The sequence below is a fragment of the Rhodoferax sp. GW821-FHT02C08 genome (genome assembly GCF_059421805.1).
In genome coordinates this window covers 145,611-172,327 of the sequence record NZ_JBWKVR010000003.1, presented here as the reverse complement: position 1 = coordinate 172,327, position 26,717 = coordinate 145,611, and the positions used below count along the sequence as shown (strand labels likewise).

25 protein-coding genes are annotated in these 26,717 nt (G+C 61.7%); 10 read left to right on the top strand and 15 right to left on the bottom strand.

Annotation, left to right across the window (positions count from 1 at the left end):
- Nucleotides 1–2: 2 nt before the first annotated feature.
- Nucleotides 3–1,811: a bifunctional tRNA (5-methylaminomethyl-2-thiouridine)(34)-methyltransferase MnmC2/FAD-dependent 5-carboxymethylaminomethyl-2-thiouridine(34) oxidoreductase MnmC1 gene (gene mnmC / locus AC07VY_RS04900; protein ID WP_495096532.1), complete on the top strand. Its 1,809-nt coding sequence runs from the start codon at nucleotides 3–5 to the stop codon at nucleotides 1,809–1,811.
- Between the two features lie 144 nt (nucleotides 1,812–1,955).
- Here mnmC and AC07VY_RS04895 read toward each other — a convergent pair whose 3' ends face one another.
- Entirely contained in the window at nucleotides 1,956–2,741 is a 786-nt protein-coding gene (locus AC07VY_RS04895) for an SDR family oxidoreductase (RefSeq protein WP_495074632.1), read from the bottom strand.
- Nucleotides 2,742–2,887: 146 nt separating this feature from the next.
- Here AC07VY_RS04895 and AC07VY_RS04890 point away from each other — a divergent pair, with 146 nt between their 5' ends.
- Both AC07VY_RS04890 and AC07VY_RS04885 read left to right on the top strand, forming a co-directional pair.
- Nucleotides 2,888–4,585, top strand: coding sequence for an electron transfer flavoprotein-ubiquinone oxidoreductase (locus AC07VY_RS04890; RefSeq protein ID WP_495096533.1), 1,698 nt, complete (start codon nucleotides 2,888–2,890; stop codon nucleotides 4,583–4,585).
- An 82-nt stretch (nucleotides 4,586–4,667) separates the two neighbouring features.
- The gene (locus AC07VY_RS04885) at nucleotides 4,668–5,666 is read left to right on the top strand and encodes an alpha/beta hydrolase family protein (protein WP_495096534.1); all 999 of its coding nucleotides are present in this window, start codon (nucleotides 4,668–4,670) and stop codon (nucleotides 5,664–5,666) included.
- A gap of 106 nt (nucleotides 5,667–5,772) precedes the next feature.
- On the opposite strand, the gene AC07VY_RS04880 is transcribed toward AC07VY_RS04885, so the two are convergent.
- The 7 genes from AC07VY_RS04880 to AC07VY_RS04850 all read right to left on the bottom strand — a co-directional run bounded on the left by AC07VY_RS04880 (nucleotide 5,773) and on the right by AC07VY_RS04850 (nucleotide 13,286).
- The gene (locus tag AC07VY_RS04880; RefSeq protein ID WP_495096659.1) at nucleotides 5,773–6,699 is read right to left on the bottom strand and encodes a branched-chain amino acid ABC transporter permease; all 927 of its coding nucleotides are present in this window, start codon (nucleotides 6,697–6,699) and stop codon (nucleotides 5,773–5,775) included.
- 75 nt (nucleotides 6,700–6,774) lie between these two features.
- Nucleotides 6,775–7,659 (bottom strand): branched-chain amino acid ABC transporter permease, encoded by an 885-nt coding sequence (locus AC07VY_RS04875; RefSeq protein WP_495096535.1) that lies wholly within the window; start codon nucleotides 7,657–7,659, stop codon nucleotides 6,775–6,777.
- Nucleotides 7,660–7,794: 135 nt separating this feature from the next.
- The gene (locus AC07VY_RS04870; protein ID WP_495096536.1) at nucleotides 7,795–9,009 is read right to left on the bottom strand and encodes an ABC transporter substrate-binding protein; all 1,215 of its coding nucleotides are present in this window, start codon (nucleotides 9,007–9,009) and stop codon (nucleotides 7,795–7,797) included.
- Between the two features lie 41 nt (nucleotides 9,010–9,050).
- Complete coding sequence (locus AC07VY_RS04865) at nucleotides 9,051–9,767, bottom strand: ABC transporter ATP-binding protein (RefSeq protein ID WP_495074637.1); 717 nt, start codon at nucleotides 9,765–9,767, stop codon at nucleotides 9,051–9,053.
- Nucleotides 9,764–10,516, bottom strand: a complete 753-nt coding sequence (locus AC07VY_RS04860) for an ABC transporter ATP-binding protein (protein WP_495074638.1) — start codon at nucleotides 10,514–10,516, stop codon at nucleotides 9,764–9,766. Before AC07VY_RS04860 ends, AC07VY_RS04865 begins: the two co-directional genes overlap by 4 nt.
- A 71-nt stretch (nucleotides 10,517–10,587) precedes the next feature.
- Nucleotides 10,588–12,237, bottom strand: coding sequence for an acyl-CoA synthetase (locus AC07VY_RS04855; RefSeq protein ID WP_495096537.1), 1,650 nt, complete (start codon nucleotides 12,235–12,237; stop codon nucleotides 10,588–10,590).
- 179 nt (nucleotides 12,238–12,416) lie between these two features.
- Entirely contained in the window at nucleotides 12,417–13,286 is an 870-nt protein-coding gene (locus tag AC07VY_RS04850; protein ID WP_495096538.1) for a LysR substrate-binding domain-containing protein, read from the bottom strand.
- Nucleotides 13,287–13,391: 105 nt separating this feature from the next.
- On the opposite strand from AC07VY_RS04850, the gene AC07VY_RS04845 reads away from it, so the two are divergent.
- The 5 genes from AC07VY_RS04845 (at nucleotide 13,392) to AC07VY_RS04825 (ending at nucleotide 17,734) form a co-directional block, all read left to right on the top strand.
- A complete protein-coding gene (locus AC07VY_RS04845) occupies nucleotides 13,392–14,093 on the top strand; it encodes a haloacid dehalogenase type II (RefSeq protein WP_495096539.1) in 702 nt (233 codons plus the stop codon).
- A 56-nt stretch (nucleotides 14,094–14,149) separates the two neighbouring features.
- Nucleotides 14,150–14,869 (top strand): HAD family hydrolase, encoded by a 720-nt coding sequence (locus AC07VY_RS04840; protein WP_495096540.1) that lies wholly within the window; start codon nucleotides 14,150–14,152, stop codon nucleotides 14,867–14,869.
- 191 nt (nucleotides 14,870–15,060) lie between these two features.
- Nucleotides 15,061–16,749 carry an ammonium transporter gene (locus AC07VY_RS04835; RefSeq protein ID WP_495096541.1) on the top strand — a complete coding sequence of 563 codons (1,689 nt, stop codon included), beginning with the start codon at nucleotides 15,061–15,063 and terminating at the stop codon, nucleotides 16,747–16,749.
- A 42-nt stretch (nucleotides 16,750–16,791) separates the two neighbouring features.
- A complete protein-coding gene (locus AC07VY_RS04830; protein ID WP_495096542.1) occupies nucleotides 16,792–17,100 on the top strand; it encodes a hypothetical protein in 309 nt (102 codons plus the stop codon).
- A gap of 100 nt (nucleotides 17,101–17,200) precedes the next feature.
- Nucleotides 17,201–17,734, top strand: coding sequence for a hypothetical protein (locus AC07VY_RS04825; protein WP_495096543.1), 534 nt, complete (start codon nucleotides 17,201–17,203; stop codon nucleotides 17,732–17,734).
- 158 nt (nucleotides 17,735–17,892) lie between these two features.
- On the opposite strand, the gene AC07VY_RS04820 is transcribed toward AC07VY_RS04825, so the two are convergent.
- The 4 genes from AC07VY_RS04820 to AC07VY_RS04805 all read right to left on the bottom strand — a co-directional run bounded on the left by AC07VY_RS04820 (nucleotide 17,893) and on the right by AC07VY_RS04805 (nucleotide 21,788).
- Nucleotides 17,893–19,020, bottom strand: a complete 1,128-nt coding sequence (locus tag AC07VY_RS04820; RefSeq protein WP_495096544.1) for an extracellular catalytic domain type 1 short-chain-length polyhydroxyalkanoate depolymerase — start codon at nucleotides 19,018–19,020, stop codon at nucleotides 17,893–17,895.
- 9 nt (nucleotides 19,021–19,029) lie between these two features.
- Nucleotides 19,030–20,487 carry an exodeoxyribonuclease I gene (gene sbcB, locus AC07VY_RS04815; RefSeq protein WP_495096545.1) on the bottom strand — a complete coding sequence of 486 codons (1,458 nt, stop codon included), beginning with the start codon at nucleotides 20,485–20,487 and terminating at the stop codon, nucleotides 19,030–19,032.
- Between the two features lie 7 nt (nucleotides 20,488–20,494).
- Nucleotides 20,495–20,944: a ribonuclease HI gene (rnhA, locus tag AC07VY_RS04810; RefSeq protein ID WP_495096546.1), complete on the bottom strand. Its 450-nt coding sequence runs from the start codon at nucleotides 20,942–20,944 to the stop codon at nucleotides 20,495–20,497.
- Nucleotides 20,945–21,005: 61 nt separating this feature from the next.
- Nucleotides 21,006–21,788, bottom strand: coding sequence for a methyltransferase domain-containing protein (locus tag AC07VY_RS04805; protein ID WP_495096547.1), 783 nt, complete (start codon nucleotides 21,786–21,788; stop codon nucleotides 21,006–21,008).
- Here AC07VY_RS04805 and gloB point away from each other — a divergent pair.
- Both gloB and AC07VY_RS04795 read left to right on the top strand, forming a co-directional pair.
- On the top strand, nucleotides 21,787–22,554 hold the full coding sequence (gloB, locus tag AC07VY_RS04800) for a hydroxyacylglutathione hydrolase (RefSeq protein WP_495096548.1): 768 nt from the start codon (nucleotides 21,787–21,789) through the stop codon (nucleotides 22,552–22,554). The two genes, AC07VY_RS04805 and gloB, sit on opposite strands and share 2 nt — an antisense overlap.
- Nucleotides 22,554–24,101 carry a transglycosylase SLT domain-containing protein gene (locus AC07VY_RS04795; protein WP_495096549.1) on the top strand — a complete coding sequence of 516 codons (1,548 nt, stop codon included), beginning with the start codon at nucleotides 22,554–22,556 and terminating at the stop codon, nucleotides 24,099–24,101. Before gloB ends, AC07VY_RS04795 begins: the two co-directional genes overlap by 1 nt.
- 24 nt (nucleotides 24,102–24,125) lie before the next feature.
- On the opposite strand, the gene AC07VY_RS04790 is transcribed toward AC07VY_RS04795, so the two are convergent.
- The 3 genes from AC07VY_RS04790 to AC07VY_RS04780 all read right to left on the bottom strand — a co-directional run bounded on the left by AC07VY_RS04790 (nucleotide 24,126) and on the right by AC07VY_RS04780 (nucleotide 26,651).
- A complete protein-coding gene (locus AC07VY_RS04790) occupies nucleotides 24,126–25,172 on the bottom strand; it encodes an ABC transporter substrate-binding protein (RefSeq protein ID WP_495096550.1) in 1,047 nt (348 codons plus the stop codon).
- Nucleotides 25,173–25,533: 361 nt separating this feature from the next.
- Nucleotides 25,534–26,124: a recombination mediator RecR gene (gene recR / locus AC07VY_RS04785; protein WP_495096551.1), complete on the bottom strand. Its 591-nt coding sequence runs from the start codon at nucleotides 26,122–26,124 to the stop codon at nucleotides 25,534–25,536.
- A 194-nt stretch (nucleotides 26,125–26,318) separates the two neighbouring features.
- On the bottom strand, nucleotides 26,319–26,651 hold the full coding sequence (locus AC07VY_RS04780) for a YbaB/EbfC family nucleoid-associated protein (RefSeq protein ID WP_315204821.1): 333 nt from the start codon (nucleotides 26,649–26,651) through the stop codon (nucleotides 26,319–26,321).
- Nucleotides 26,652–26,717: the final 66 nt, after the last annotated feature.

Below are 26,717 nucleotides of genomic sequence, written 5' to 3'. Positions count from 1 at the left end.
TCTTGTCGGAGCCTATCCAATGGCTGCCTGATGGAACCCCGTTCAGCCCGCGCTTTGGCGACCGCTACCGCAGCGAGTCCGGCGGGCTGAGCCAGGCGCAAGAGGTCTTTTTCCACGGTTGTGGCCTGCCTGCAGCCTGGGCACAACAGCCCCAGTGGTGCATTCTGGAAACCGGTTTTGGCCTGGGGCTGAACTTTCTGGTGACCTGGGCAGCCTGGAAGGCCGACCCGCAGCGCCCGTTGCTGCTGCATTTTGTTTCCATCGAAGCCTGGCCCTCCAATGCCGACGACCTGCTGCGCAGCTTTGACGCCCACCCTGCGCTGCAGCCCCTGGCGCAGCAACTGCACGCCCAATGGTGGGGCCTGTCACCGGGTTTCCATCGTCTGGTGTTTGAAGGCGGCCAAGTACAGCTTACCCTGTGCATAGGCGACGCACAAGCCATGCTGCGCGAAATGGCGCTGCAAGCAGACAGCGTGTATCTGGATGGATTCAGCCCGCAGCGCAACCCCGATATCTGGAGCCCGCACACGCTGAAGGCCGTGTCGCGCTGCTGCAAACGCGGCACGCGCATCGCCACCTGGACCATCGCCCGCGCGGTGCGCGACGCGCTGGAGCAGTGCGGCTTCTCGGTGCAAAAAACCCCGGGCGTGCCACCCAAGCGTGACAACCTGCAAGGCCACTTCGACCCGCGCTGGGAACCCCGCCCCGCGGTGCAGCCCGCGCCCACACCCAGCCACTGCGTGGTCATAGGCTCTGGCCTGGCCGGGGCCAGCGTGGCCGACAGCCTGGCACGGCGCGGCTGGCAGGTACTGGTGCTGGACGCTGCTGCAGCCCCGGCCGCAGGCGCTTCCGGCCTGCCCGCAGGCATCTTCTCGCCGCTGATTTCACGCGACCACAATGTGCAGTCGCGTCTATCGGCCAGCGGTGTACGCGCCACTCTGCAGCTGGCCCAAACCCGGCTGCAAGTGGGCCAAGACTGGCAGGCCACCGGCGTGCTGGAATGGCTGGGCGGTAGCCCTGCCGCCGAATATCCGGCCCACACGGCCGCCAGCACGGAAGCGTTGGACCAGGCGGGCCTGCCCGCCGACACGCATGCGCTGTGGCACGCCCGCGCTGGCTGGATCAAACCCGCGCAACTGGTGCAGGCACTGCTGGACCACCCAGCCATCCGCGTGCGCGGCCACAGCCCGGTAGACCGGCTCCAGCCCTGCGACCAGGGCTGGCAGGCACTGGACGCGCAAGGCCATGTCCTGGCGCAAGCGCCGCTGGTCGTGGTCGCCGCCGGCTTTGCCAGCCGGCAGGTGGCAGCGGCAGACATTCCGGTGCAGGCCGTACGGGGCCAAATTTCCTGGGGCTTGCGCGGTGCTGCAGCCCTGCCGCCTTTCCCAGTCAACGGCCAGGGCCATTGCATACCCGACTTCCCCAGCACGGCCGGCCGTGCCTGGCTGATCGGCGCCAGCTACGAACGCGACAGCGTACACGGCGATAGCTGCGACGCGGACCGCATCGGCAACCTGGAACGCCTGCGCAGCCTGCTACCCACGGCTGCCGAGGCGCTGACTCCCTGCTTTGTTGAAGGCCGCGTGCAAGACTGGGCCGGAGTGCGCTGCACCTCGCCAGACCGCCTTCCCATGGTCGGCACACTGGCACCCGGCCTATGGGTCAGCACCGCCATGGGCTCGCGCGGACTCAGCTTTGCCCACCTGTGCGCCGAGCTGCTTGCGGCCCGGTTGCATGGCGAGCCACTGCCCTTGGAGAAAAAGCTGGCGGCGGCGCTGGATGTGCAACGCTTCTTCGACGCGCGTTCATAGGCGGCGCCAAGTCAGTCAAGGCACTCTTGCCCGCTATAAATAAAATAGCTGCTAGCGCTTTATTTATATGCGCTAGCAGCCATTTTTAGGTCCTAAAAGTGTACCTACTGCGGCCAGAATACCGGCCTGCAGCCTTAAAGACACTCAGCCCGCGCCAAACCCGTCATCCGCAGCAATCACCGCGCCGTTCACAAAATGGCTTTGACCGCAGGCCAGCATGACCAGCAGCGCGTCCAGATCTTCGGGCTTGCCTACGCGCTTGCGCGGCAACATCTGCACCAGCTTCTGGCCCTGCTCGGTTTCCCAGTGGTGGTGGTTGATGTCGGTGTCGATATACCCGGGGCAGATGGCGTTCACGTTGATGCCGTGTTTGCCCCACTCCACCGCCATGGCCTTGGTCATCTGGATCACCGCCGACTTGCTCATGCAGTACACGCCGATCTGCGGCAGCACCTTGAGCCCGGCCATGCTGGCGATATTGATGATGCGCCCGCCAGTGAAGCTGCCCGGCGCCGAGCCGTTGGCGCGCGCCAGCATGCGCTTGCCCACCTCTTGCGCCACAAAGAAAGCGCCGCGCACATTGGTGTTGAAGATGAAGTCAAAGTCGTCCTCGGTCACGTCCTGCAGACGCTGGGTGGTGCTCACACCCGAGTTGTTGACCAGGATGTCGATGGAGCCCACCTCGGTCTCTGCGTGGGCCACGGCCGATTTGATGGAATCCATATCACTCACGTCCAACTCGACCACGTGGGCATCACCACCCTCGCCCTCGATGCGGGCGCGCAAGTCCTTGAGCTTGTCAACTTGGCGACTGGCCAGCACTACAGCAGCCCCTGCACGCGACAAAGTTCGGGCAAACTGCGCCCCCAAGCCGCCCGAGGCCCCGGTAACCAAAGCCACCCGGCCTGAAAGATCCATGCTGTATGCCATCACAAGCCTCTTCGCTGTTCGTTAAGTGGACTCTGGATTGTGACAGTGCAGCCGTCCCATCCACATAAAATGCCTTGCGATTTTGTAAGCCACGTAACTGCAGCGATAAGCATCGCGCAGTAATAGCCCCCCACAGGAAAACGCCCATGACGAACGAAGAGATTCTTGCCCAGTTTGGCCCCCGCGAAGCCATGGAATATGACGTGGTCGTCGTTGGCGGCGGCCCTGGCGGGCTTTCCACAGCCATCCGCCTGAAACAACTGGCAGCGGAAAAAGGCACGGACATCTCGGTCGTGGTGCTGGAGAAAGGCTCCGAGCCCGGTGCCCACATCCTCAGCGGCGCCATCATGGACCCGATCGCGCTGAGCGAACTCTTCCCCGACTGGAAGGCCATGGGCGCGCCGCTAAACCAGCCGGTGACCGATGACGCGATGATCTTCCTTGGCGAAAAGTCGTCCTTTCGCACACCCAACTTCCTGCTGCCAGGCTGCTTCCAAAACCACGGCAACTACATCGTCAGCCTGGGTGCCGTCACCAAGTGGCTGGGCGAGCAGGCCGAAGCCCTGGGCGTGGAAATCTTCCCCGGTTTCGCCGCCGCCGAAGTGCTGTACAACGATGACGGCTCGGTCAAAGGTGTCGCTACCGGCAATATGGGCGTGAGCAAGGAAGGCGAGCCCACGGCCGACTTCCAGATCGGCATGGAGTTGCACGCCAAGTACACGGTGTTCGCCGAAGGCGCACGCGGCCACCTGGGCAAGCAGCTGATCGCCAAGTTCAAGCTCGACGATGGCAAAGACCCGCAAACCTACGGCCTGGGCATCAAGGAAGTCTGGGAGATCGACCCCAAGCGCCACCAGCCCGGTTTCGTCATGCACACCGCCGGCTGGCCCATGGACAACAGTACCTACGGCGGTGCCTTTCTGTACCACATGGAAGGCAACAAGGTCACCCTGGGCTTCATCACCGGACTGGACTACGCCAACCCCTACCTGAGCCCGTTTGAAGAATTCCAGCGCTGGAAAACCCACCCCAATGTGCGTTGGTATCTGGAAGGCGACGCAGAGCACGGCGTCAATCCGGCCAAGCGCCTGGGCTACGGCGCACGCGCCATCACCGCTGGTGGCCTAATGAGCCTGCCCAAGACCGTATTCCCCGGCGGCGCGCTGGTGGGCTGCGACGCCGGCTACCTGAACGTGAGCCGCATCAAGGGCAGCCACGCCGCCATCAAGACCGGCATGCTGGCCGCCGAGGCCGCTTATGACGCCATCACCAGCGGCCGCCAGCACGACGAACTCAGCGCCTACCCCGAGGCCTTCGAGAAAAGCTGGCTGCACACCGAGCTGCACAAGGCGCGCAACTTCAAGGCCTGGTTCAAGAAGGGCCTGGTCACGGCCACGCTGATGAACGGCATCGAACAATTCGCACTGCGCGGCCACATCCCATGGACACTGCGCCGCGACAAGCCCGACCACGCCTACTTGAAGCCCGCAGCCGAGTGCAAGCCCATCGCCTACTCCAAGCCCGATGGCAAGCTGACCTTTGACCGGCTCAGCAGCGTCTTCATCAGCAACACAAACCATGCGGAAAACCAGCCCGCCCATCTGACGCTGAAAAACGCCTCGGTGCCAGTGGACGTAAACCTGCACAAGTACGCGGGCCCCGAAGCCCGCTACTGCCCGGCTGGCGTGTACGAGTTCATCAAAACCGACAGCGGCCAGGACAAGCTGCAGATCAACGCGCAGAACTGCGTGCACTGCAAGACCTGCGACATCAAGGACCCGACGCAGAACATCGTCTGGGTCACACCCGAAGGCGGTGGCGGGCCAAACTACGCGGGCATGTAATGTAAGCACACGTCACCTTGCCAGGGCCTTTGAACACGTTCTTATAGCGACAAGAGAAAGTGAACATGTTATGAGAGCACACATGACTTTTCAGCAGCTTCTTTCCGTCGCCATGCTCTGCCTTACCTCCGCTCTGGCGCAGGCGGCAGGCTTCAGCTTCATCGAGGTACCGGCAGACGCGAACGGCCCGGCATTACACGGTGCCGTATGGTCGCCCTGCGCTGCGCCCGCGGGCAAGATTGCGCTCGATCGCCTGGTCATCGACGGCGTCCAGAACTGCCCGGTATCGGGCACACAGCTGCCCCTGGTCGTGGTTTCGCATGGCTATGGCGGCTCTTTCTTTGACCAACGCGACACGGCGGATGCACTGGCCAATGCAGGGTTTGTGGTGGCCGCCATCAACCACTCGCAAGACAACCACCTGATTCGCGGCGGCCCGAACGACTCCATTTCAGCGCTGGCAACGCGACCGACCGATATCCAACGGCTGATCGACTTCATGCTCGGTCCGTGGGAAGGCCACGCAACACTGGCCGCCAACAAAATCGGCTTCTACGGTTTTTCCAGGGGCGGCTACACCGGTCTTGTGCTGGGTGGAGCTAGTCCGGACTTCCAACTTCTCCCTCCGCCACCCTCCTCGCCCTGCGCATCGGAGCCTGAAAGCCCGGCGTGTAAACGCATGCGGCAAAGATTCCAGGAGCTGCTCGCTTTACCTCTGGTCCATGACAGCCGCATCCAAGCGGCGGTCATCGCCGACCCGCTGAGCATGGTCTTCAGCGCCGAGGGCTTGAAGAACGTGACTATTCCCATCCAGCTCTGGGCCTCGGCCTACGGTGGCGACGGCGTCACGCCCGAAAGCGTGGCCGCGGTGCGCAGGAATCTGCCTGTGGCACCTGAATGGCGGGTGGTAGACAATGCCACGCACTTCGGTTTTCTTATGCCCTGCTCACCCGCTTTGCGCCAATCGAAGCCAGAAATCTGCGGCGATTCACCCGGTTTCGATCGCCTCGCTTTTCACCAAGATTTCAACGCTAAGGTGCTTACATTCTTCCAGCATCACCTTGCCCAGCCGCAGCCTTGAATAGTTGAAAAAAAGCCATTTTTCAGGCATCAAATCCACCTCTAGCGCAGATAAATACTGCGCAAAGCGCTCCTATTTTTAACATCAAAAATAGGAACACCTGGCTTTAATGCCCGGCGGGCCCCGCGGCCGGCTTCTTGCCGAACAGCGCGCTGATCTCGCCGACCACGCCACGGCGGAACACCATCACGCAGACCACGAAGATCACACCCATGATCACCGTGACCCAGGAGCCCACCTTGTCGGCCAGCAGGTCCTCCAGGCTGACGATGGTGATGGCGCCAGCCACCGGGCCAAGGATGGTGCCCAAGCCGCCCAGCAGCGTCATCAGCACCACCTGGCCCGAGGTATGCCAGTGCACGTCGGCCAGCGAGGCCAGTTGGAACACCAGCGCCTTCATGGAGCCTGCCAGGCCCGACAACGAGGCCGAAATGACGAAGGCCAGCAGCTTGTAGCGCGCCACGTCATAGCCCAGCGAAGTGGCCCGCGCCTCGTTGTCGCGTATGGCCTTCAGTATCTGGCCGAACGGTGAATGGATGGTGCGGTGCACCAGCCAAAAACCGCCCATGAACACCGCAAACACGAAGAAGTACATGGCAATGTTGTCCGACATGTCCACCAGCCCAAACAACTTGCCGCGCGGAATGCCCTGCATGCCGTCCTCGCCTCCGGTAAAGCCCATTTGCAGCGCCACAAAGTACACAAGCTGGGCTAATCCCAACGTGATCATGGTCAGGTAGATGCCGCTGCGGCGTATGGCCAGCATGCCAAAGATGGCACCCAGCACCGCGCCAAACGCAGCACCGGCCAGCAGGCCCAGCTCGGGCGACCAGCCCAGGTCGCGGCACAGGTAACCGGTGATATAGGCCGAGCCGCCAAAGAAGGCCGCATGCCCGAACGACAACAGCCCCGCGAAGCCCAGCAGCAGGTTGAACGCGCAGGCAAACAACGCAAAGCACAGCACCTTCATCAGGAACGTGGGGTACAGCACAAAGGGCGCAATGCTGCCCACCACGACCAGAGCTACAAACATCCACAGCGTACGCTGGCGCTCGTTCTTGCTAGCGACGCCGGATGGAACAGATTGAACAGATTGCATCGTTCTTCCTCAGGCTTGCTTGCCAAACAGGCCTGCGGGTTTAACCAGCAGCACCAACACCATGACCAGAAAGATCACCACGGCCGAGGCTTCGGGGTAGAACACCTTGGTCAGCCCCTCCACCACACCCAGGCCCAGGCCGGTGACGATGGAGCCCATGATGGAGCCCATGCCGCCAATCACCACCACGGCAAACACCACGATGATGAGGTTGGAGCCCATCACCGGGTTGACCTGCACGATGGGCGCGGCCAGCACGCCAGCAAAGGCCGCCAGCGCCGCCCCCACCGCATAGGTGGCCGTCAGCAGCACCGGCACATTGATGCCCAGGGCCTGCACCAGATCTGGCCGCTGGGTGGCCGCACGCAGCGTGGCGCCCAGCCGGGTGCGCTCAATGGCATACCACGCGACAAAGCACACGCTCAATGCCGCCACCACCACCCAGGCGCGGTATATCGGCAGGTACATAAAGCCCAGGTTCACGCCGCCTTGCAGCAGCTCCGGTACCTCGTAAGACGAGCCTGACACGCCAAAGAAATTCTTGAACACCCCCTCAGCGATCAGCGCTAGGCCAAAGGTCAGCAGCAGTCCATACAAGTGATCCAACTTGTACAGGTGGCGCAGCATAAGGCGCTCTATCGCGACCGCGACCACACCCACTACCAGGGGCGACAAAATCAGGGCCCACCAGTAGTTGATGCCCAGGTAGCTGAAGCCCAGCCAGGCGACAAAAGCCCCCACCATGTACTGCGCGCCATGGGCAAAATTAATAATGTTGAGCAGGCCAAAAATAATGGCCAGGCCCAGGCTCAAGATGGCATAAAACGAGCCGTTGATCAGCCCCAGCAGCAACTGCCCGAAAAAGGCCGGTGACGGTATGCCAAAAATATCCATAAGAACCTTATTGAACACCCCCAGGCTTGCCCACTTCGTGTGGCCTCCACCCCCCTTGCAGGGGGCGATACCAGTGGCCCGGCAAAGCCGGTTCCACGGTATCCCACGCAAATAACGGACGACCTTGGCGGTTGGTTATTTTTTTACCAGCGGGCAGCGCGATGCCGACAGCGGCTGGAAGGCCTCGGCCGCTGGGATGGTGGCGCGCACGTTGTAGTAGTCCCACGGCGTCTTCGACTCGGCCGGGGTCTTGACCTGCATGAGGTACATGTCGTGCACCATGCGGCCGTCTTCACGGATGGTGCCGTTCTTGGCGAAGAAGTCGTTCACCGGCATCTTCTTCATCTGCGCCATGACCTTGGCGGTGTCGTCGCTGTTGGCGGCCTTCACAGCCTTCAGGTAGTGCATGGTGGACGAGTACTGCCCTGCCTGCACCATGGTCGGCATGCGCTTGTGCTGATCGAAGAAGCGCTTGGACCAGGCCCGGGTCTGGTCATTCAGGTCCCAGTAGAAACCTTCGGTGAGGTACATGTTCTGGGTAGTCTTCAGGCCCAGGGAATGGATGTCGGTGATGAACATCAGCAACCCGGCCAGCTGCTGCTTGCCGGTGATGCCGAACTCGGCCGCCTGCTTGATGGAGTTAACGGTATCGCCGCCCGCATTCGCCAGGCCGATGATCTGCGCGCCCGAGGACTGCGCCTTCAGCAGAAAGGACGAAAAGTCCGAGGTGGGGAACGGGTGGCGCACGCCGCCCACCACTTCGCCACCGTTGGCCTTGACCACGTCAGACGCATCTTTTTCCAGCGCATGGCCGAACGCATAGTCGGCCGTCAGGAAAAACCATTTCTTGCCGCCGGCCTTGGTCACCGCCTTGGCCGTGCCATTGGCCACGGCATAGGTGTCGTAGGCCCAGTGCACGGTCACATCGTTGCAGGCTTCGTTGGTGATGGAGGTGGCGCCCGCACCGTTGATCAGCACGATCTTGTTCTTCTCCTTGCCGATCTTTTGCACCGCCAGCGCGGTGGAGCTGGTGACCAATTCGGTCAGCACGTCCACCTTGTCGCGCTCCACCCATTCACGGGCCTTGTTGGCGGCGATGTCACCCTTGTTCTGGTGGTCGGCGGCCACCATTTCGACCTTGAAACTGGGCTTTTCGGCGGCCACAAAATCATCGATCGCCATCTTGGTGGCGAGCACCGCACCGGGCCCGGCCAGATCGGAGTAAGTGCCCGACAGATCGGTCAGCACACCGATCTTGACGACACCGTCGGACACCTGCGCCTGGGCCCCCGTGGCCAGCAAAAGGGAAAAGCCTGCAGCCATAGCAAGTGATGTGGGCTTGAATTTCATGGGGTGTCTCCTCTGATCAACAATAAAAGGGGTATCCCGGCTTACACGCCGAGCAAGGCTTGCATGTCGCTGGTCTTGGCTGCCAGCTCATCTTTCTGTACCACCATGGCCACCAGGCCATGCTCCAGCACGTAATGCCTGTCCGCCAGGGGCGCGGCAAATCGGAAGTTCTGCTCCACCAAGACGATGGTGTAGCCACGCGTTTTCAGCAGGCGTATCACCTCGCCCAGCTTCTTCACGATCACCGGAGCCAGGCCTTCGGTGATCTCGTCCAGCAGCAGCATCTTGGCGCCGGTGCGCAAAATGCGAGCCATGGCCAGCATCTGCTGCTCGCCACCCGACAGGCGGGTGCCGGGGCTGTTGCGGCGCTCATGCAGGTTGGGAAACAGCGCATAGATTTCATCCAGCGTCATGCCGCCACTGGCCACCACCGGGGGCAGCATCAGGTTTTCTTCGGTGGACAGGCCAGCAAAGATGCCGCGCTCTTCAGGGCAAAACCCCACGCCCAGGCGCGCGATGTGGTGCGGCGCCATGCCAATGATTTCCTGCCCATTGAACTGGATGGAACCGGTGCGCTTGCCCACCAGGCCCAGTATGGCTTTCAGCGTGGTTGAGCGACCCGCGCCATTGCGGCCCAGCAGAGTGATCAGCTCACCCTGGTGCACATGTAGGTCCATGCCGTGCAGGATGTGGGATTCACCGTAGTAGGCATGCAGACCCTGCACCCGCAGCATGGCCGCGCCGGCCACCGCACTCATGCCTCCACCCCCACATAGGCTTCGAGCACGCGCGGGTCTTTGGATACGGTGGCGTAGTTGCCCTCGGCCAGCACGCTGCCGCGCTGCAAGACGGTGAGCGTGTCGCACAGCGACTCGACCACCGACAGGTTGTGCTCCACCATCAGGATGGTGCGGCCTTTGGACACCTTGCGGATCAGCTCCACGACACGGCCCACGTCCTCGTGGCCCATGCCCTGGGTGGGTTCGTCCAGCAACATCAGCTCGGGCTCCAGGGCCAGCGTGGTGGCGATCTCCAGGGCGCGCTTGCGGCCATAGGGCATCTCTACCGCCACGGTGTCGGCAAAGCCTTGCAGGTCCACCTGCTCCAGCAGCTCCATGGCCCGGCCATTCAGCGCGTCCAGCCGCTTCACCGAGGACCAGAAGTTGAAGGAATCGGTACGCTTGCGCTGCAGGGCCACACGCACGTTTTCCAATGCCGTCAAGTGGGCGAATGTGGCGGAGATCTGGAACGAACGCACCATGCCACGCCGTGCCACCTGGATGGGTGTTTCACGCGTGATGTCGATGCCGTTGAACTGGATCTGCCCCTTGGTGGGCTGGATGAATTTGGTGAGCAGGTTGAAGACGGTGGTCTTGCCCGCACCGTTGGGGCCAATCAGCGCGTGGATGCTGCCGCGTTGCACCTGCAGATTGACGCAGGCCACTGCGGCAAAGCCAAGAAATTCCTTGGTCAAGCCTTCCGTCTGGAGAATGATGTCGCTGGGCAAATCGAGTCCTTTACTGCAGGTTCATCGGACAGGCCCGCTACACAACACTGTGCGCGGCAGGCGGAGAGGCATCACGTGTCTGCGTTCGACTTTACTTGCTCGCGCAGCACAAATTTTTGGATTTTCCCGGTTGACGTCTTCGGCAATTTGCAGAAGACCACCTGCTTCGGTACCTTGAAGCGTGCCATATGGCTTCGGCAGAAGTCAATAATGTCCTGGGCGCTGGCCTGCACATCACCCTTCAATTCGATGAAGGCGCAGGGCACTTCGCCCCATTTTTCGTCCGGCTGGGCCACCACGGCGGCCAGCATCACCGCCGGATGGCGGTGCAACACGTCTTCCACCTCGATAGACGAGATGTTTTCACCACCCGAAATGATGATGTCCTTGCTGCGGTCCTTGATCTGGGCATAGCCATCGGGGTGCATCACCGCCAGGTCGCCGGTGTGGAACCAGCCACCGGCAAACGCCGCTTCGGTGGCGGCCGGGTTCTTCAGATAGCCCTTCATCACCACATTGCCACGGAAGAAGATTTCGCCCATCGTCGTGCCATCGGCCGGTACCGGCTGCAGGGTGTCCGGGTCCAGCACGGCCACCGCTTGCTGCAATGGGTAGGGCACGCCTTGGCGGCTGTTCAGGCGGGCGCGCTCGGCTATCGGCAGGCCGGCCCATGACTCTTGCGGCGCACACACGGCGGCCGGGCCATACACCTCGGTCAGGCCATAAACGTGCGTTATGTGGATGCCCGCGTTCTCGCAGCCCTCGATCACCGCCGCTGGTGGCGCCGCACCGGCCACCAGGCCCTGAATGGTGTGGGTGATGCCCTCGCGCAGGGCGGCGGGCGCATGGATCAACATGCTGAACACAATCGGCGCGCCGCACAGGTGGGTGATGTGGTGCTCGCGTATCAGCGGGTAGATCAGCGCCGGGTCCACGCGCCGCAGGCAGACGCTGGTGCCGGCGATCAAGGCCATGGTCCAGGGGAAGCACCAGCCATTGCAGTGGAACATGGGCAGGGTCCACAAATACACGGCGTGGTGCGGTATCTGCCAGGACAGCACGTTGTTGGCTGCGTTCAGGTAGGCGCCGCGGTGGTGGGTGACCACGCCCTTGGGGTTGCCGGTAGTGCCGGAGGTGTAGTTCAGCGCGATCGCGTCCCACTCGTCGGCCGGCAGCTGCCAGACGAAGTCGGGCTTGCCCGAGGCGATGAAGCTCTCGTAGTCGGTATCGCCCAGGTATTTGCCCTCGGGCGCCAAGGCGTCCTCCACCTCGATCACATAGGGCCGCTGGTCGCCCAGCAGGGCCAGGGCCTTTTCGACCACGGAAGCGAACTCCCTATCCACCAGCAGCACCTTAGCTTCGCCGTGCTGCAGCATGAAGGCGATGGCTTCACCGTCCAGCCGGGTATTCAGGGTATTGAGCACGGCGCCCGACATGGGCACGCCGAAATGGGCCTCCAACATGGCCGGCACATTGGGCAGCATCACGGCCACGGTGTCACCCTCGCCTATGCCCCGCGCCTGCAAGGCGCTGGCCAGCTGGCGGCAGCGGGTATAGGTCTGGGCCCAGGTTTGGCGGCGCTCACCGTAGATTACCGCCAACCGGTCCGGGTAGACCTTGGCCGATCGCTCAATAAAGCTCAGCGGCGACAAGGCCACAAAGTTCGCGGGGTTCTTGTCCAGGCCTTGCTGGTAAGCGTTGTGGGCTTGCTTATTGCGCATGCTTGTCTCCGGTTCCCGTGCACGGCGTGCCGGGGTTTGTTTTATTCGCCGCATTGTGGCCACGCAAATTGACGGTTTGCTGACGAAAATGGGCTTTTGGCGCCATTGCGCACTTATAGGGCAAATCGCCCGTTCGCGCAGAATTTATCTGCGCTAGCAGCTACGAAAAATATAGCAATTCAAACCTGCATACCAGCACCATCGGCCGCCATCGCCCGGACCAGGTAGTCGGCCAGACTGCGCTGGGCCGCGCTCAAGGGCTGGGCTGCGGCGATCAGGGCCAGCTCGGCCTGTGGCAGCCCGGGGTAGCCGTCCGCCGGGCCCAGCACGCGGTGTTCGGGCAGCAAGGCGCTGGTCGGCAGCACGCTGAGCGCCAGGCCGGCTGCCACCGCCGCCTGAATACCCGCCAGGCTATGGCTGCCAAAGGCTACGCGCCAGCGTTTGCCGGCCTGCTCCAGCGCACGGATGGCCCGCAGCCGGTAGATGCAGCCCTGCGGGAACAAGGCCAACGGCACCTCGGCCGCATCCGGCACAGGCTGCTGACCAGCGGCCCACACCAGGGTCTCAGGCCAGGCGGCAATACAGGGACCGCTGCCCGGTTCGCGCTTGAGCAAAGCCATGTCCAACGCTCCGGCGGCCAGGTCGCGCTGCAAATCGCTGCTCATGCCGCTGCTGGTTTCCAGCCGCACCGCAGGGGCAACCGCCAGATAGCCAGACAACATGGCCGCCAGACGGCGGGCGTCGAAGTCCTCCGGCAGACCGATGCGTACAACGGCAGGTGCGGCCGGGCTGTCCAGCGCGGTCTCGGCCTCCTGGGCGATCGCCAGCAGGCGACGGGCGTAGGCGGCCAGCATCTCGCCACGCTCCGTGGCCACGACATTCTTGCCCGTGCGGTCGCGCAGCAGCAAGGCGTGGCCCACGCTCTGCTCCAGCCGCAAAATCTGCTGGCTGACGGTGGACTGGGTGCGGTGCACGCGCTCGGCCGCACGGGTAAAGCTGCGCTCGTCCACCACGCAGACCAGGGTCTTCAGCAAATCAAGGTCCAGCATGGCTTTGTTAGTGGATATTCAACTTAAAAATCAATAATAAATCAATTTGCAAATATTCAAGCCAACGCGCACAGTGCGGGCTTCGCTTTCAACACGCTCCGCACCATGTCCCTGATCCATACCCCGCGCCCACAGTGGCTGACTTTTGACTGCTACGGCACCTTGATCCAGTGGGACGAAGGGCTGCAAGCGGTTTTCGCCGACATCCTGCGGCAAAAAAACGCCGGCCACATCGACCCAGCCCGGCTTATCGCCATCCACGACCGCTATGAGCACACGCTCGAACAGACGCCGCCGCACCTCAGCTTCCGCAAAGTCTCGGGCACGGCGCTGCGCCTGGCACTGGCCGAACTGGGCCTGCCCAGCCACGCGGACGACGCACGCCGCCTGACCGACCGTATCGGCGCCATGCCGCCCTTCCCCGAAGTGGTGGGCGCGCTGCAGCAGCTCAAGGCGCGCGGATACAGGTTGTGCATCATCTCCAACACGGATGACGACATCATTGCCGGCAACGTAGCCCAGCTGGAAGGTTGCATAGACCGCGTCATCACCGCGCAGCAGGGCGGCGCCTACAAACCGGCGCGGCAGCTGTTCGACCACGCCTACCAGCAACTGGGCGTCAGCAAGGACGGGGTCGTGCACATCTGCGCCAGCCCCCACCTGGACCACGCGGCCGCGCGCGACATCGGCTTTCGCTGCGTCTGGATAGACCGGGGCCGCCGCACCCCGCTGCCCGACTACACACCCGACTCCACACTGCCCACGCTGGAGGGCGTGCCGGCACTCTTCGATTCGCTAGGCTGGTAGCGAACCACCATAACGCAGGCACGTATCGAGACAGCTGGGTGATTTTTTGAAAATTGATGAAAATGGCTCTGCCGCAGATAAATACTACGCAGGCTGCTATGAATAATGAAGTAACTCAGGATTTTCATTGTTGGCAATTGGCCTGCTTTGACTTGGACGGCACCCTGGCACGTACCAGCACTGGCCAGCATTTGGCGCAAAAGATGGGGCACGCCGCAGCCATGGCAGTCATGGAGGCCCGGTATGCCCAAGGCTTGGCCAGCAACAGGGAAGTGGCGGAGCTAGACGGAGCCTATTACCGAGGTTATGGCAAGCACGATATCGCACGCTTGCTGGACGACCTGCCGTACATAAACGACATTGCGGAAACTGTGAGCACCCTCTCAAAACTCGGAATACCGTCCATCGTGTGCACGCTGGCATGGGATTTTGTGGCGGAGATCGTGGCGCAACGCTTTGGCTTTGTTGCCTGGAGCGGATCATCGCTGGCAAGCGATCCGCAGGGACAATTTACGGGAGCGGTCAGCGCTGATTTTCAAGAAACAGACAAACCCATTTTTGTACAGCGCTTTTGCCGGCAGCAGCAAATTGAAATGCGCAACGTATTCGCCGTTGGGGATTCGCGTTCCGACATTCCGCTATTTGGTGCGGTGGGATTTTCCGTTGCACTCAACGCGAATGCCCAAGCCCGTGCGGCTGCTACGGCCGTGGTGAACAGCAACTCACTGCTGGATGTTCTAAACGCCATCCCCAGGCTGAAACGGCAGGTCTTTTAGTCAAAAATTTACAACAAAAGATGAGCAATATTCGACACACATATTGTCAAAATATGCAACATTTAGCTGTATTTATCTAGAAATTCGCTGCTTCTTCACCTGGATCGCCCCCGCCCCCCCAATATACTCGTGCACTTTTTTCATACATATTGTTACGTTTTTTGTAACAAAAAAGCACTTGCGGGAATGGCATGCGGAAACACTTTCTTTATCTTTTAGGCGTTGCTAGTCTTCTGCTCAGTTTGCTTGGAGCCCAATTGGCGGTAGCGGGGACCATCTCGACCCGTGTCGAATTCCAAGGGGGGAGCGCCGTGGTACCGCCCGAGGCGGTAGGCAGCCTGGGGGCTTTGCAAACCGGGGCGTCTAACCAGCCGCATGATCTGACGCTGAATGTTGAAGTCGGCACCGCAGACACATCCGACAACGCCGCCGCGTTGCTGAAAGAGCGCACTACGAACATTCTGTCCATCCTGAAGGCGGCCGGCATTCAGGTCGAAACCATTCACATCGTGAATGCCAAGAGTGCCAATGCGGGAGGGGTATTCACTGGCATTGACGTTGCCTTGGGCGATATCGCCCCCACCGCCGCGCAGGCACCCGCTTCATCCGGGAGCGAGGCTGTGGCTGGCCCTGCTCCCACCGCCCCTTATATGACCGGCGCCGACAAGATCAGCAGCGGAGATACGGCATGGATGTTGACGTCCACCGCCCTCGTGTTGTTGATGACGATTCCCGGTCTGGCCCTTTTTTACGCAGGCATGGTCCGCAAAAAGAATGCGCTTTCCACAATGATGCAAAGCTTGGCCATTACCTGTCTGGTCTCGCTGATCTGGTGGGTTTGCGGTTATAGCCTGGCCTTTACGCCAGGCGGTTCACCATGGATTGGCGGATTGAGCCGCCTGCTCATGCACGGCGTGCGCTTTGTCAAGGCAAGCAATGAACTCAGCGTATCTCATATGGCACCCAGCATTCCAGAGACGGTCTTTTCAATGTACCAACTGGTGTTTGCCATCATTACGCCAGCGCTGATTTGCGGCGCATTCGCCGAGCGTATGAAATTTTCTGCCATGCTTTGGTTCATGGGCTTGTGGTCCTTGCTTGTTTACACGCCCGTTGCCCATTGGGTGTGGGAGCCTAGCGGATGGCTGGCCACCATGGGGGTATTGGATTTCGCCGGTGGCATCGTCGTGCACATCAATGCGGGTATTGCCGGGCTAGCTTGCGCCCTCGTGCTCGGTTCGCGTGTCGGCCATGGTGAAGAGCCGATGCCTCCGCACAATCTGGCCATGACTATTACCGGCGCCGCGCTGCTATGGGTTGGCTGGTTTGGATTTAATGCCGGGTCTGCCGTCGCTGCCGATGGCCGGGCCGGCATGGCCATGATGGCCACCCAGTTGGCTACAGCCGCCGCAGCATTGGGCTGGATGTGCGTTGAATGGACATTGCGCGGTACTCCCAGCGTTCTAGGGGTTGCAACAGGCGCGGTTGCCGGCTTGGTAGCAATTACCCCCGCATCGGGGTTCGTCGACCCCAATGCAGCCATTGGCATCGGTCTGGCTGGCGGCGTGCTGTGCTATTTTGCCGCCACCGCCGGCAAGCGCTTGCTGAATCTGGACGATTCACTGGACGCTTTTGGCGTGCATTGCATTGGTGGCATTGTCGGTACGGTGTTGACCGGTGTGCTAGTGAACAACGCGATCAGCGGCAGCACCGGGAGCGTGCTGACCCAGCTGATTGCTATTGGTGCCGTCCTTGTTTATGGCTTTGCCATGAGTTGGTTGATTCTCAAAGCCGTGGATATGGTGATCGGATTGCGCGCTACGCCGCAGCAAGAGGAAGAAGGACTGGACGTCACTCTGCATGGTGAGCAAATCGAATAGCCGCCCCATCGATCTCGCAAACAAAACAGTGAAAGTAGTAGTGTGAATATCGACGAGATGAAGATGTTGGTACGCCTGAATGTGCTACTGAGGACGGACAACAAAAGTAAAGTGGATTTCGTTCGTTACGCAAATGAACCCGCTTACGCAGCACAGGTTCTGTTGGATGCATCTTCCAGTGACAACGAAGAGCTGGTGCTGCTGTCTTTGCAACTGATGCAGCGCCAAGGTATTCTGGCTGCGGGTGCCACACAGGCGGCGCCGCAGCGGGTAAAGCCACCCGAGCAAGCGGCGGACTCCACCAGTCCGCCCGAAATAAGCAAACAAAAATATACCGGACGATTGCGATAAGACGCACTGCTTGTGTCGGTGCGTTTTTTTAACCGCCGCCACAACAGTTTGGACAAGGCGGTAGAGACAGCTTTCCATTTTTGCAAGAAGTGATAACAAAATGACTAAAGGCTTCTTTCCGCCAGGAACTATCCTAATCAAGACGGAAAAGGGTATCTCCACACTACAGGACCGCGCGAGCCTGAGTAGCAGACTGAGGTCGGTGTTGATCATGGTGGACGGCACTACACCGGTAAAAGTGCAACAACAGAAGGTAGCGGCTCTCGGCGCGCCCGAAAACGCGCTCATGCTTCTGTATGAGCAGGAGCTGATTTCCGTATCGGTAGTGGGAACCGTGAGCCCGGCGCCAGTAGAGGCAGCTGCCGTCGCGGCGCCGTCGATCGAGCCCGCCATAGGTGAACCGGATTCACGCGCCCTCACGGAGGCAAAGTCACTGTTGCGCTATTGCATCCGGAATTGCGCCGGGTTTATGCATGCAAAAAGCTTGAACGCCGCGCTGGACAACGCCCACGGGCCCCAGGCGATTCTGGAGTTTTCCAGCCAGCTATCGGAGCGTGTTCAAGGACCGATGGTGGAGCGGACGCAGGAGCGCGTGAATGCGCTGCTGGGTAGCGGAGCGCGCAACAACCGTTAGATGCACGGGATGCTCCGGAGCAGACCGCTACGCGAGGCAGGCCTCAAGGGGTACGCAACAGGAGCCTGTCATGGCCATTTACACCGCCTTCAAACACGAAAGAAAAGTACCAATAGCGCAGATTCCACCTTCGCCAGCAGCTATTTAAACGATAGCAGCTACCGAATCCTGTCAGGGCGCCGGTGTTTCTCAAAAAACGCCCACAGCAGCGCGCTGGCGTCGGGCCCCAGCTTGCTGTTGAAACGCAAGGCGGCGTCGCCACCGCTCCAGGCGTGGTCCAGCCCGGCGATGCGGCATACGGACACCAGGGTTTTGCGGCCCAGCCGGTAGTCCAGGCGCTCCAGCGCGTAGCGCGGGCTACGGCCACCGCTGCGGGCCGGCTGGCGGGTGGTCACTGGCACATGCGTGGCTGGCAGGTGGTTAAGCAGGCAGAACTGGCGCGCCACCTGATGCAAGTTCACCGGGCGCACCACCTTGTCGGCATCACCATGCAGCAGCATGGCCGGCATGCCCGGAAAGCCCGGGTCGCTGGCCAGGGCCTGCACGGCCGGCTCCCCGCCCTGCAAGGCGCCGTGCTGCATCACGGCAAACGCCGCCAACCGGTTGTCCGCCATGCCGAACACCGGGCCGGAGTGCATGCCAACGGCGGCAATGAAATGGGGATAGCGCAGCGCAATGACCTCAGCCAGCGCCGCACCGGCCGACAGACCCGCCAGGTAGACCCGGGTCGCGTCCAAGCCCTGTTTACCCACCACATGGGCCAGCAGGCCGACCACGCTGGCGGCATCACCCCCGCCCTGCTGGGTGGCGCTGCGGTACCACTGCCAGCAACGGTTGGCGTCGGTCGTCAGCAGCTGCTGGGGATAGAGCACCGCAAAGCCTTTGCGCTGCGCCAGCGCATTCATGCGCGTGCCCTGGGCAAAGTCGGGGGCCGTTTGGCCGCAGCCGTGCAGCATGACCACCAGGGGCAAGGGCGGTTGCAGGGCCAATTTGTTGCGCGGCGGCAGGTACAGCCAGTAGGCCATACGTGGCCCGCCGGGCACGGCGAAAAAGGAGCGCGTCCAAGAGCCCGCAAGCGGGGCCGCAAGTGCGGGCGGCAACGGTTGCACCCTGGGTTTGAGGGCCTTGGGTTTGGCCGTTTTTGCGGGTAGTACTGGTATCGCGGGCTTGCTCGCCCGCTTGACCACCGCAGACAGGCTTTTGACCAGCTTCTTCTGCTGGCGTTGCTGGGCTTTACCGATGCGCTTGAGGCTGCTGAACAGAATGCTGCTGAGGCTTTTGCGCATCGCTAATACCTAATCTCGCTCGGGCGCTATGGCCTCGGCGTAGTCGTACAGCGCGCCCAATATTTCTTCGCCGCGCTCGTCGGCGGTTTCCGACAAGGTGTCGATCTCGCTGAACAGGCCGTCTATGGTGCGGGCACCGCCCTCCCCGTCAAACAGGCGTGCGGCGCGGTGTTCCTCCCAACGCTGCTGCTCTTCCGGTGACAGGCTGGCCGGGAAGTTGCGCGCACGGTAGCGAAACAGCAGCTCGTCCAGCCGGCTGTCGTCAAAACTGCTGCGCACCTGGGCCAGCTTCTCGGGCGACAGCGTGCGCAGATCGTTCAGACGACGGCGGTCATGGTCGTCCACAAAGCCGCCGTACAGGTCTTCGTCCACATCGCGCGCGGGCTCCGAGGGGCGCTCAAATACGGCGGGCCAGATGCCACTCATATCCGGCAAGGCCCGCGCCTCGGCCGCGTGGGCGCGCAACACGTCGCCATCCAAGCCCCAGCGCTTGGCCAACTCGGGCGACAGGGTTTTCAAATTGGCCACCACCATGGGCGACTTGTTCAGGTGGATGGTCTTGATAGGCAGGCGGCTGACGCCCTCGGGCAAATCACTGGCCTTGCTGAACAGGCGCAGGCGGATGTCTTCCACATTCATCTGGCTGAATTCCGCCGGACTGTGCGACAAGTCCCAGGCAATCAGCTCATTGCGGTTGGTCGGATGCATGGCCAGCGGCCACATTACGGCCAGGCAACCGCGTTCGGCCGGGAACATGCCAGAGATATGCAAAAACGGCCGCGCGACTTGCAGCGTGGTGGGCAGGCCCAGCTCGGCGGCCACACGTTCCTTCTTGTGCAAGCCCAGGCAGAAGTCGAACAGGCGCGGCTGTGTGTTGCGTATCAAGCGCGCAAGCGCAATGGTGGCGCGCACGTCGGACAAGGCGTCGTGCGCGGCCTCGTGCAGCAGGCCGTTTTCACGGCTCAGGTCTTCCAGCCGGAAGCTGGGGCCGCCTTCGGATTTGCTGGGCCACGCTATACCCTCGGGGCGCAGCGCGTAGGTGGTGCGCACCACGTCCAGCAGGTCCCAGCGGCCGCAGCCGTTTTGCCATTCACGCGCGTACGGGTCGATCAAGTTGCGCCAGAACATGAAGCGCGTGATCTCGTCGTCAAAGCGAATGGTGTTGTAGCCCACGCCTATGGTGCCGGGCTGGCTGAAAGCCTGCTCGATTGCATTCGCAAACGCGACTTCGGGCACGCCGCGCTGCAGACACAGCTGCGGGGTGATGCCGGTGATCAGACAGGACTGCGGGTCGGGCAGAAAGTCGGGCGCGGGCTGGCAGTACAGCATCATCGGCTCGCCGATTTCGTTCAGGTCCGCATCGGTGCGGATGGCGGCGAACTGGGCGGGCCGGTCGCGCCGCGCGTTGGCACCAAAGGTCTCGTAGTCGTGCCAGAGGAAGGTGTGCTGCGCGGGCGCGTCTGTCATGGTGGCTTCAGCGTTTGCCCAGGGCCAGGTCCACGCCACGGTTGGCCAGCATGTCAGCACGCTCGTTGCCGGGGTGGCCGGCATGGCCCTTGACCCAGCGCCATTCGATCTTGTGGCCCGCCGTGTTGACCAAGCCGTCCAGGCGCTGCCACAGGTCCACGTTCTTTACAGGCTCTTTGGATGCGGTCATCCAGCCACGGGACTTCCAGCCCTTCAGCCATTCGGTCATGCCCTTGAGCACGTACTGGCTGTCGATATACAGGGTGATGCTGCAAGGCTGTTTGAGCGCGCTCAGGCCTTCGATCACGGCCATCATTTCCATGCGGTTATTGGTAGTGACCAGCTCGCCGCCAAACATTTCTTTTTCAGTGCCGCCCCAGGTCAGCAAAACGCCCCAGCCGCCTGGGCCAGGGTTGCCCTTGCAGGCGCCATCGGTATACATGTCAACGTGGTTCAAACACAGCTTTCTAATAAGGATTCGGGAACGTCGTTTTTACCAGATGAACCTTGAACAGGTTCTACCCATGGCGGTTGGCATCCCGATTGGCAATCGGCACGGGGGCGTTGGCCAGCGCCTTGGGGACCTTCCAGCGCGGCCCCATCAAGCGCATGCCGCGCACCCGTTTGACGGCCACCACGAAGTACACCGCGCCCAGGATGGGCGCAAACCGCTCACCCGTGCGGTCCATCCAGGCGAAGCGGTTCAGCCAGGCCTCGCTGCGTACCGAGGGGCGGTAACAGCCGAACTGCACCGACTCCACCTCGAAGCTCAGCAGGCGCAGCCAGTCACGTAGGCGCCAGTAACCAATCATGCCGCCCATCTCGGGCAAGTAGCTACCGCCTATGCCCATGCGGCGGTACAGGTGACCACGGCTTTGCCGCAGGCCCCAAAGGCTCATCGGGTTGAAGCCGGCAATCACCACCTTGCCCTCGGGCACCAGCACCCGCTCTACCTCGCGCAAGGTGGCATGGGGGTCGGGGCTGTGGTCCAGGGCATGCGGCAGCAGCAGCAGGTCCAGGCTACTTTCAGAAAACGGCAGCGCTGCAAAATCGGTGACCAAGGTAGCCCGCTCGGCATGGACGTCTGTAGCCTGCGGCTCGGCAAAAGCATGGGCCGCAAGCCAACGATGCGGTATGCGGTTATTCTGCAGCCCTGGCAGTTCCGCCAGCCCGAGCTGGAGGGCGTGGTAACCAAATATGTCCGCGACTGCCTCATCGAAGCGCCCGCGCTCCCAATCCAGCAGGTAGCGGCCGGGCGGGGTCTTCAACCAATCGTGCAAACCTATAATTTCGCTGCCCATGAACTTGCTTGCCCTACCTGCTTTTGCCGATAACTACATCTGGATGTTGCACGACGGCCGCCGCGCAGTGGTGGTGGACCCGGGCGACGCACAGCCGGTATTTCACGCGCTGCAACAGCATGGCTTGCAGCTAGAGGCCATTCTAGTCACGCACCACCATGCGGACCATGTCGGTGGCGTCGATGCATTGCGTATGGCAACCGGCGCAAGCGTCTACGGCCCGGCCCGCGAGCGCATTCCCGAACCACTGCACAGGCTGGCCCAAGGCGACCGCATCACGGTATTGGACACCACGTTTGAGATCATCGACGTGCCCGGCCACACAGCCGGGCATATCGCTTTCTATACCCCGCAGTGGCAAGGCGCGCCCCTGGTGTTTTGTGGCGATACGCTGTTTTCGGGTGGCTGCGGCCGCCTGTTTGAAGGCACACCGGCGCAGATGCTCGCGTCCCTGTCCGCGTTGGCAGCATTGCCAGGCAATACCCGTGTGTGCTGCACCCATGAATACACTTTAAGTAACCTGAAATTTGCGCGTGTGGTGGAACCCGACAACTCCGCCCTGCTCCAATACCAGCTCGCATGCATGGCCAAGCGTGAGGCGAATGAGCCCACGCTACCCTCCAACATGGCGTTAGAACTGCAGATCAACCCTTTTTTGCGCACCCGCCAGCCCACGGTACAACAGGCCGCACGGGCGTTCGATGCCACCACCTTTGATGAAGCCAGCGTATTAGGCGCACTTCGCACCTGGAAAAATCAGTTCTAATGAAACTTCTCTCTCTTCTCAGCCTGTCCGTCATGGTGTGGCTGACAGGCTGCGCCAACATCGCCCCCAAGGCCGATGGCAGCCCGGCAAGCACAACCCCGGATGCCGGTTTGGCCACGGCCAAATCGACAGCGGGTACACCCGCACACACCGCCATCTATCCCCGCGCCAGCCTGCAGCCGATTACCGCCGCAGAAGCCAGTTCGCGCGGCGTGGCCCAGCTTAAGCCCCCCGCAGACCTGTGGGAACGCATACGCCGTGGCTTTGCCATGCCCAACCTGGAAAGCAACCTGGTGGTAGACCGCGAACAGTGGTACACAACCCGGCCCGACTACATCCAGCGCATGACCGAGCGCTCCAGCAAATACCTGTTCTATGTGGTGGAAGAACTGGAACGCCGGGGCATGCCCACCGAGCTGGCGCTGCTGCCATATATCGAAAGCGCCTTCAACCCGCAAGCCGTATCCAGCGCCAAGGCGGCCGGCATGTGGCAGTTCATGCCGTCCACCGGCAACTACTTTGAGCTGAAACAAAACCTGTTTCGCGACGACCGGCGCGACGTGCTGGCTTCGACCCGGGCCGCGCTCGACTATCTGCAAAAGCTGTACAACATGTTTGGCGATTGGCAGCTGGCACTGGCCGCCTACAACTGGGGCGAAGGCAGCGTCAGCCGCGCCATTGCGCGCAACCAGAAAGCCGGCCTGGGCATCAGCTACAGCGAGCTGAACATGCCCGCCGAGACGCGGCTGTATGTGCCCAAGCTGCAGGCGGTGAAAAACATCATTGCCAACCCCGACCTGTACCGCACCGACCTGCCGCTGATCGAAAACCACCCCTACTTCCAGAGCGTGGACATCACGCGCGACATCGACGTGGCCCTGGCCGCCAAGCTGGCCGATGTGAAGCTGGATGATTTCAAGGCGCTCAACCCCTCATCCCACCGGCCGGTGATCCTGGCGGCGGGCACGCCGCAGATTCTGCTGCCCTGGGACAACGCCACCATCTTTACCCGCAATCTGGAGGCCTATACGCAGGGCCAATACGCCAGTTGGACGGCCTGGACTGCACCCAGCACCATGAGCGTCAGCGCCGCCGCACAGCAGGTTGGCATGAGCGAATACGACCTGCGCAGCGTCAACAACATCCCGCCGCGCATGCTGATCAAGGCCGGCTCATCGCTGATCGTGCCGCGCTCGGCCCTGATGCAAGACGTGAGCGAACACGTGGCCGACACCGCCCACCTCAGCCTGGCGCCCGAAATCGTCAACCGCAAGACATCGGTCAAGGCGGGCAAGCGCGATACCGTCGCCAGCATCGCCAAAAAGTATGGCGTCAGCGCCAGCAATGTGGCGGACTGGAATGACATCAAAGCCAGCGCAGCCCTCAAGGCGGGCCAGCAGGTGGTGCTGTTCCTGCCCGTCAAATTGACCGGCAGCCGCTCTGCGGCTACCGAGCGCTCGGGGCAACACTCACGCAGCACGGCCAATAACAAGACCAGCGGCACCAGCAAGCAACCGGTGATCGTCAAGAAGCCACGCAAACGCTAACGGGCTGGCGATGCCCCTGTGGCGTCAAGCCTTGAAACGCTCCTTGGCGTTGCGGGCAAATTCGTTGGTATAGGTTTTCGACAGATCGATGCGGGCGTTGCCCATGCTGATGTCAAAACTACCCAGCGCCTTCAGTGCCAGCCTGGCGCCGTCTTCGGCCAGCATGCCATCCAGCGAGATGGCCTCGCGCCCCTTGTTGAAAGATGCCAGGTACAAGGCGCGATCACCCAGAAAATAGCTCTCGGGCACGATCTTGATGATGTCGCTCGGGCCGGCGGTCTGCAGCCATTTCAGGCCATGCACCATGCCGTTGGCCAGGGCCTGCACGGTATTGGGATTTTTCTGGATGTAGTCCAGTGGTGCATACAGGCAAGCTGCGGGCATGCCGCCACCCATGGCGTCGCGGGTACCGCGGAGTGTGCGCGCATCGGCCACCACCCGGATATCGCCCTTTTGCTCCAGCATGGCCATGACCGGGTCGCTGTTGCTGATTGCATCAATTTGCCCAGAGCGCAGCGCCTGCACCGCAATCCACGCCGCCCCTACGGCCACGAACTGCACGTCGCCCGGATGGATACCCGCCCTGGCAAGCACCACATTTGCCACCGTATGGCCTGGCGATCCCAAGGCCGATACGCCTATGCGCTTGCCCTTCAGATCGGCCAGCGTACGGTAATCAGGCAGGCTGCGAATCGATATGCCCAGCGCAATCTGGGGGGCCCGGCATTGCAGCACGAATGCCTGGAAATACTGGTTGCGCGCCTGCAAAGTCAGGGTCTGCTCGAACGCGCCAGCATACACATCCACCGGGCCGCCAGACACTGCCTGTGGCGAGCGCGCGCCGCCCACTACATCGCTGATATCCAGGTCCAGCCCCTCGCTCTTGAAGTAGCCCAACTGGTCGGCAATGGTCAGCGGCAGATGGTAGAGCGCGGCCTCGCCGTCCACCACCAAGGAAACTTTGCTGCGCTCCAGACGACCCTGGGCGCGCAGCACCGGAACTGCCATGCTCGCAGCGAAAGCAGCCATGGAAGCGGTGAAAGTGCGGCGGCGAATGGATGTAAGGTGCATGATGGTATGCACCCAGCTTAAAGACCGCCAGCCCGTTTCCTATTGGGGCCATCCCCGTGCGGGTTTGCCCGTAACGCTTCGAGTTAGGAACGTGTTCACGGTCTCTTTGGGGTCGCGTTGGGGTGCAATCGGGATGAGTTGGTCGTCGTAGACCGCAGCATGGGCTCTCTGCCCATGCAAGGGCTATGGCGGACAAATCGCCCGATTTCACCCCAACCCGAAGGGCAGGTACCTTGTCGGGCGCTCTGCGTCGTTACAAAACCAGGCAAGGCACCAGCCTTGCCTTGGGTTTTGCGCCTAGCAGTGCATCCCGACAAGGCACCTGCGCAACCCCAAAGAGACCGTGAGCACGTTCCTAGGGTTAACGTCTATCCACGAAAGCGTGGGCAATCGTGCCCAGGTCCACGTACTCCAACTCACTGCCCACCGGCACACCGCGGGCCAGGCGCGTGACCTGCAAGCCACGGGCCTTCAGCGCCACGCTGATCACATGGGCGGTAGCCTCGCCCTCGGCGGTGAAGTTGGTGGCCAGAATCACCTCTTGCACGATGCCATTGCTGGCGCGGTCCAGCAGCTTCTGCAGCCCTATGTCTTTGGGCCCCACACCATCCAGCGGGCTGATCTTGCCCATCAACACAAAGTACAGGCCCTTGTAGGCGGCGGTACGCTCCACCGCAGACTGGTCGGCAGGGTTCTCCACCACGCACAGCTTGGACGCATCGCGCGCCTCATCCTGGCAGGTATCGCAGATAGCGTTTTCGGTAAAGGTGTGGCACAACTCACAGTGCCGCACATTGCCCACAGCCTGGGCCAAGGCCTGCGACAACATTTGCGCGCCCTCTCGGTCATGCTGTAGCAAATGAAACGCCATGCGCGACGCCGACTTCACTCCGACACCGGGTAAGCGGCGCAGGCCTTGTATCAAGGCGGTCAACGCACTAGTATCAGACATGCAAACCTTTTGCTACATTTTCAGTAGCTGCCTGCGCAGATTCCATATGCGCTAGCGGCCTAAAAAGGCACAAACCAAGTTTAAAGACGCCGATTCCAGAAACACCGCGGAACTGGCTACGCCAGGCTGCTGGTGTTGCCCCCTGCAAGGGGGTTGGCGGAAAGTGCGCAGCACTGTAGCCTGGGGGTGTTCCATTAAAACGGGAATTTCATGCCGCCAGGTAAGCCAGGCATGCCAGCGGTCAGCTTGCCCATTTTTTCCTGGGTGGTTTCTTCGGCCTTGCGCACGGCGGCGTTGAAGGCGGCAGCCACCAGGTCTTCCAGCATGTCCTTGTCGTCGGCCAGCAGGCTGGGGTCGATGGTGATGCGTTTGACATCGTGCTTGCAGGTCATCAGCACCTTGACCAGGCCGGCACCGGATTCGCCCGTAACTTCGATGAAAGCCAGCTCGTCCTGGGCCTTCTTCATGTTGTCCTGCATGGCCTGGGCTTGCTTCATCAGGCCGGCGAGTTGTCCTTTGTTGAACATATTTTTTCCTAGTTTAGTAAGTTGAGGTGAAAAGAGTTTTTCATAGATCACCATCGCTAAAGACGC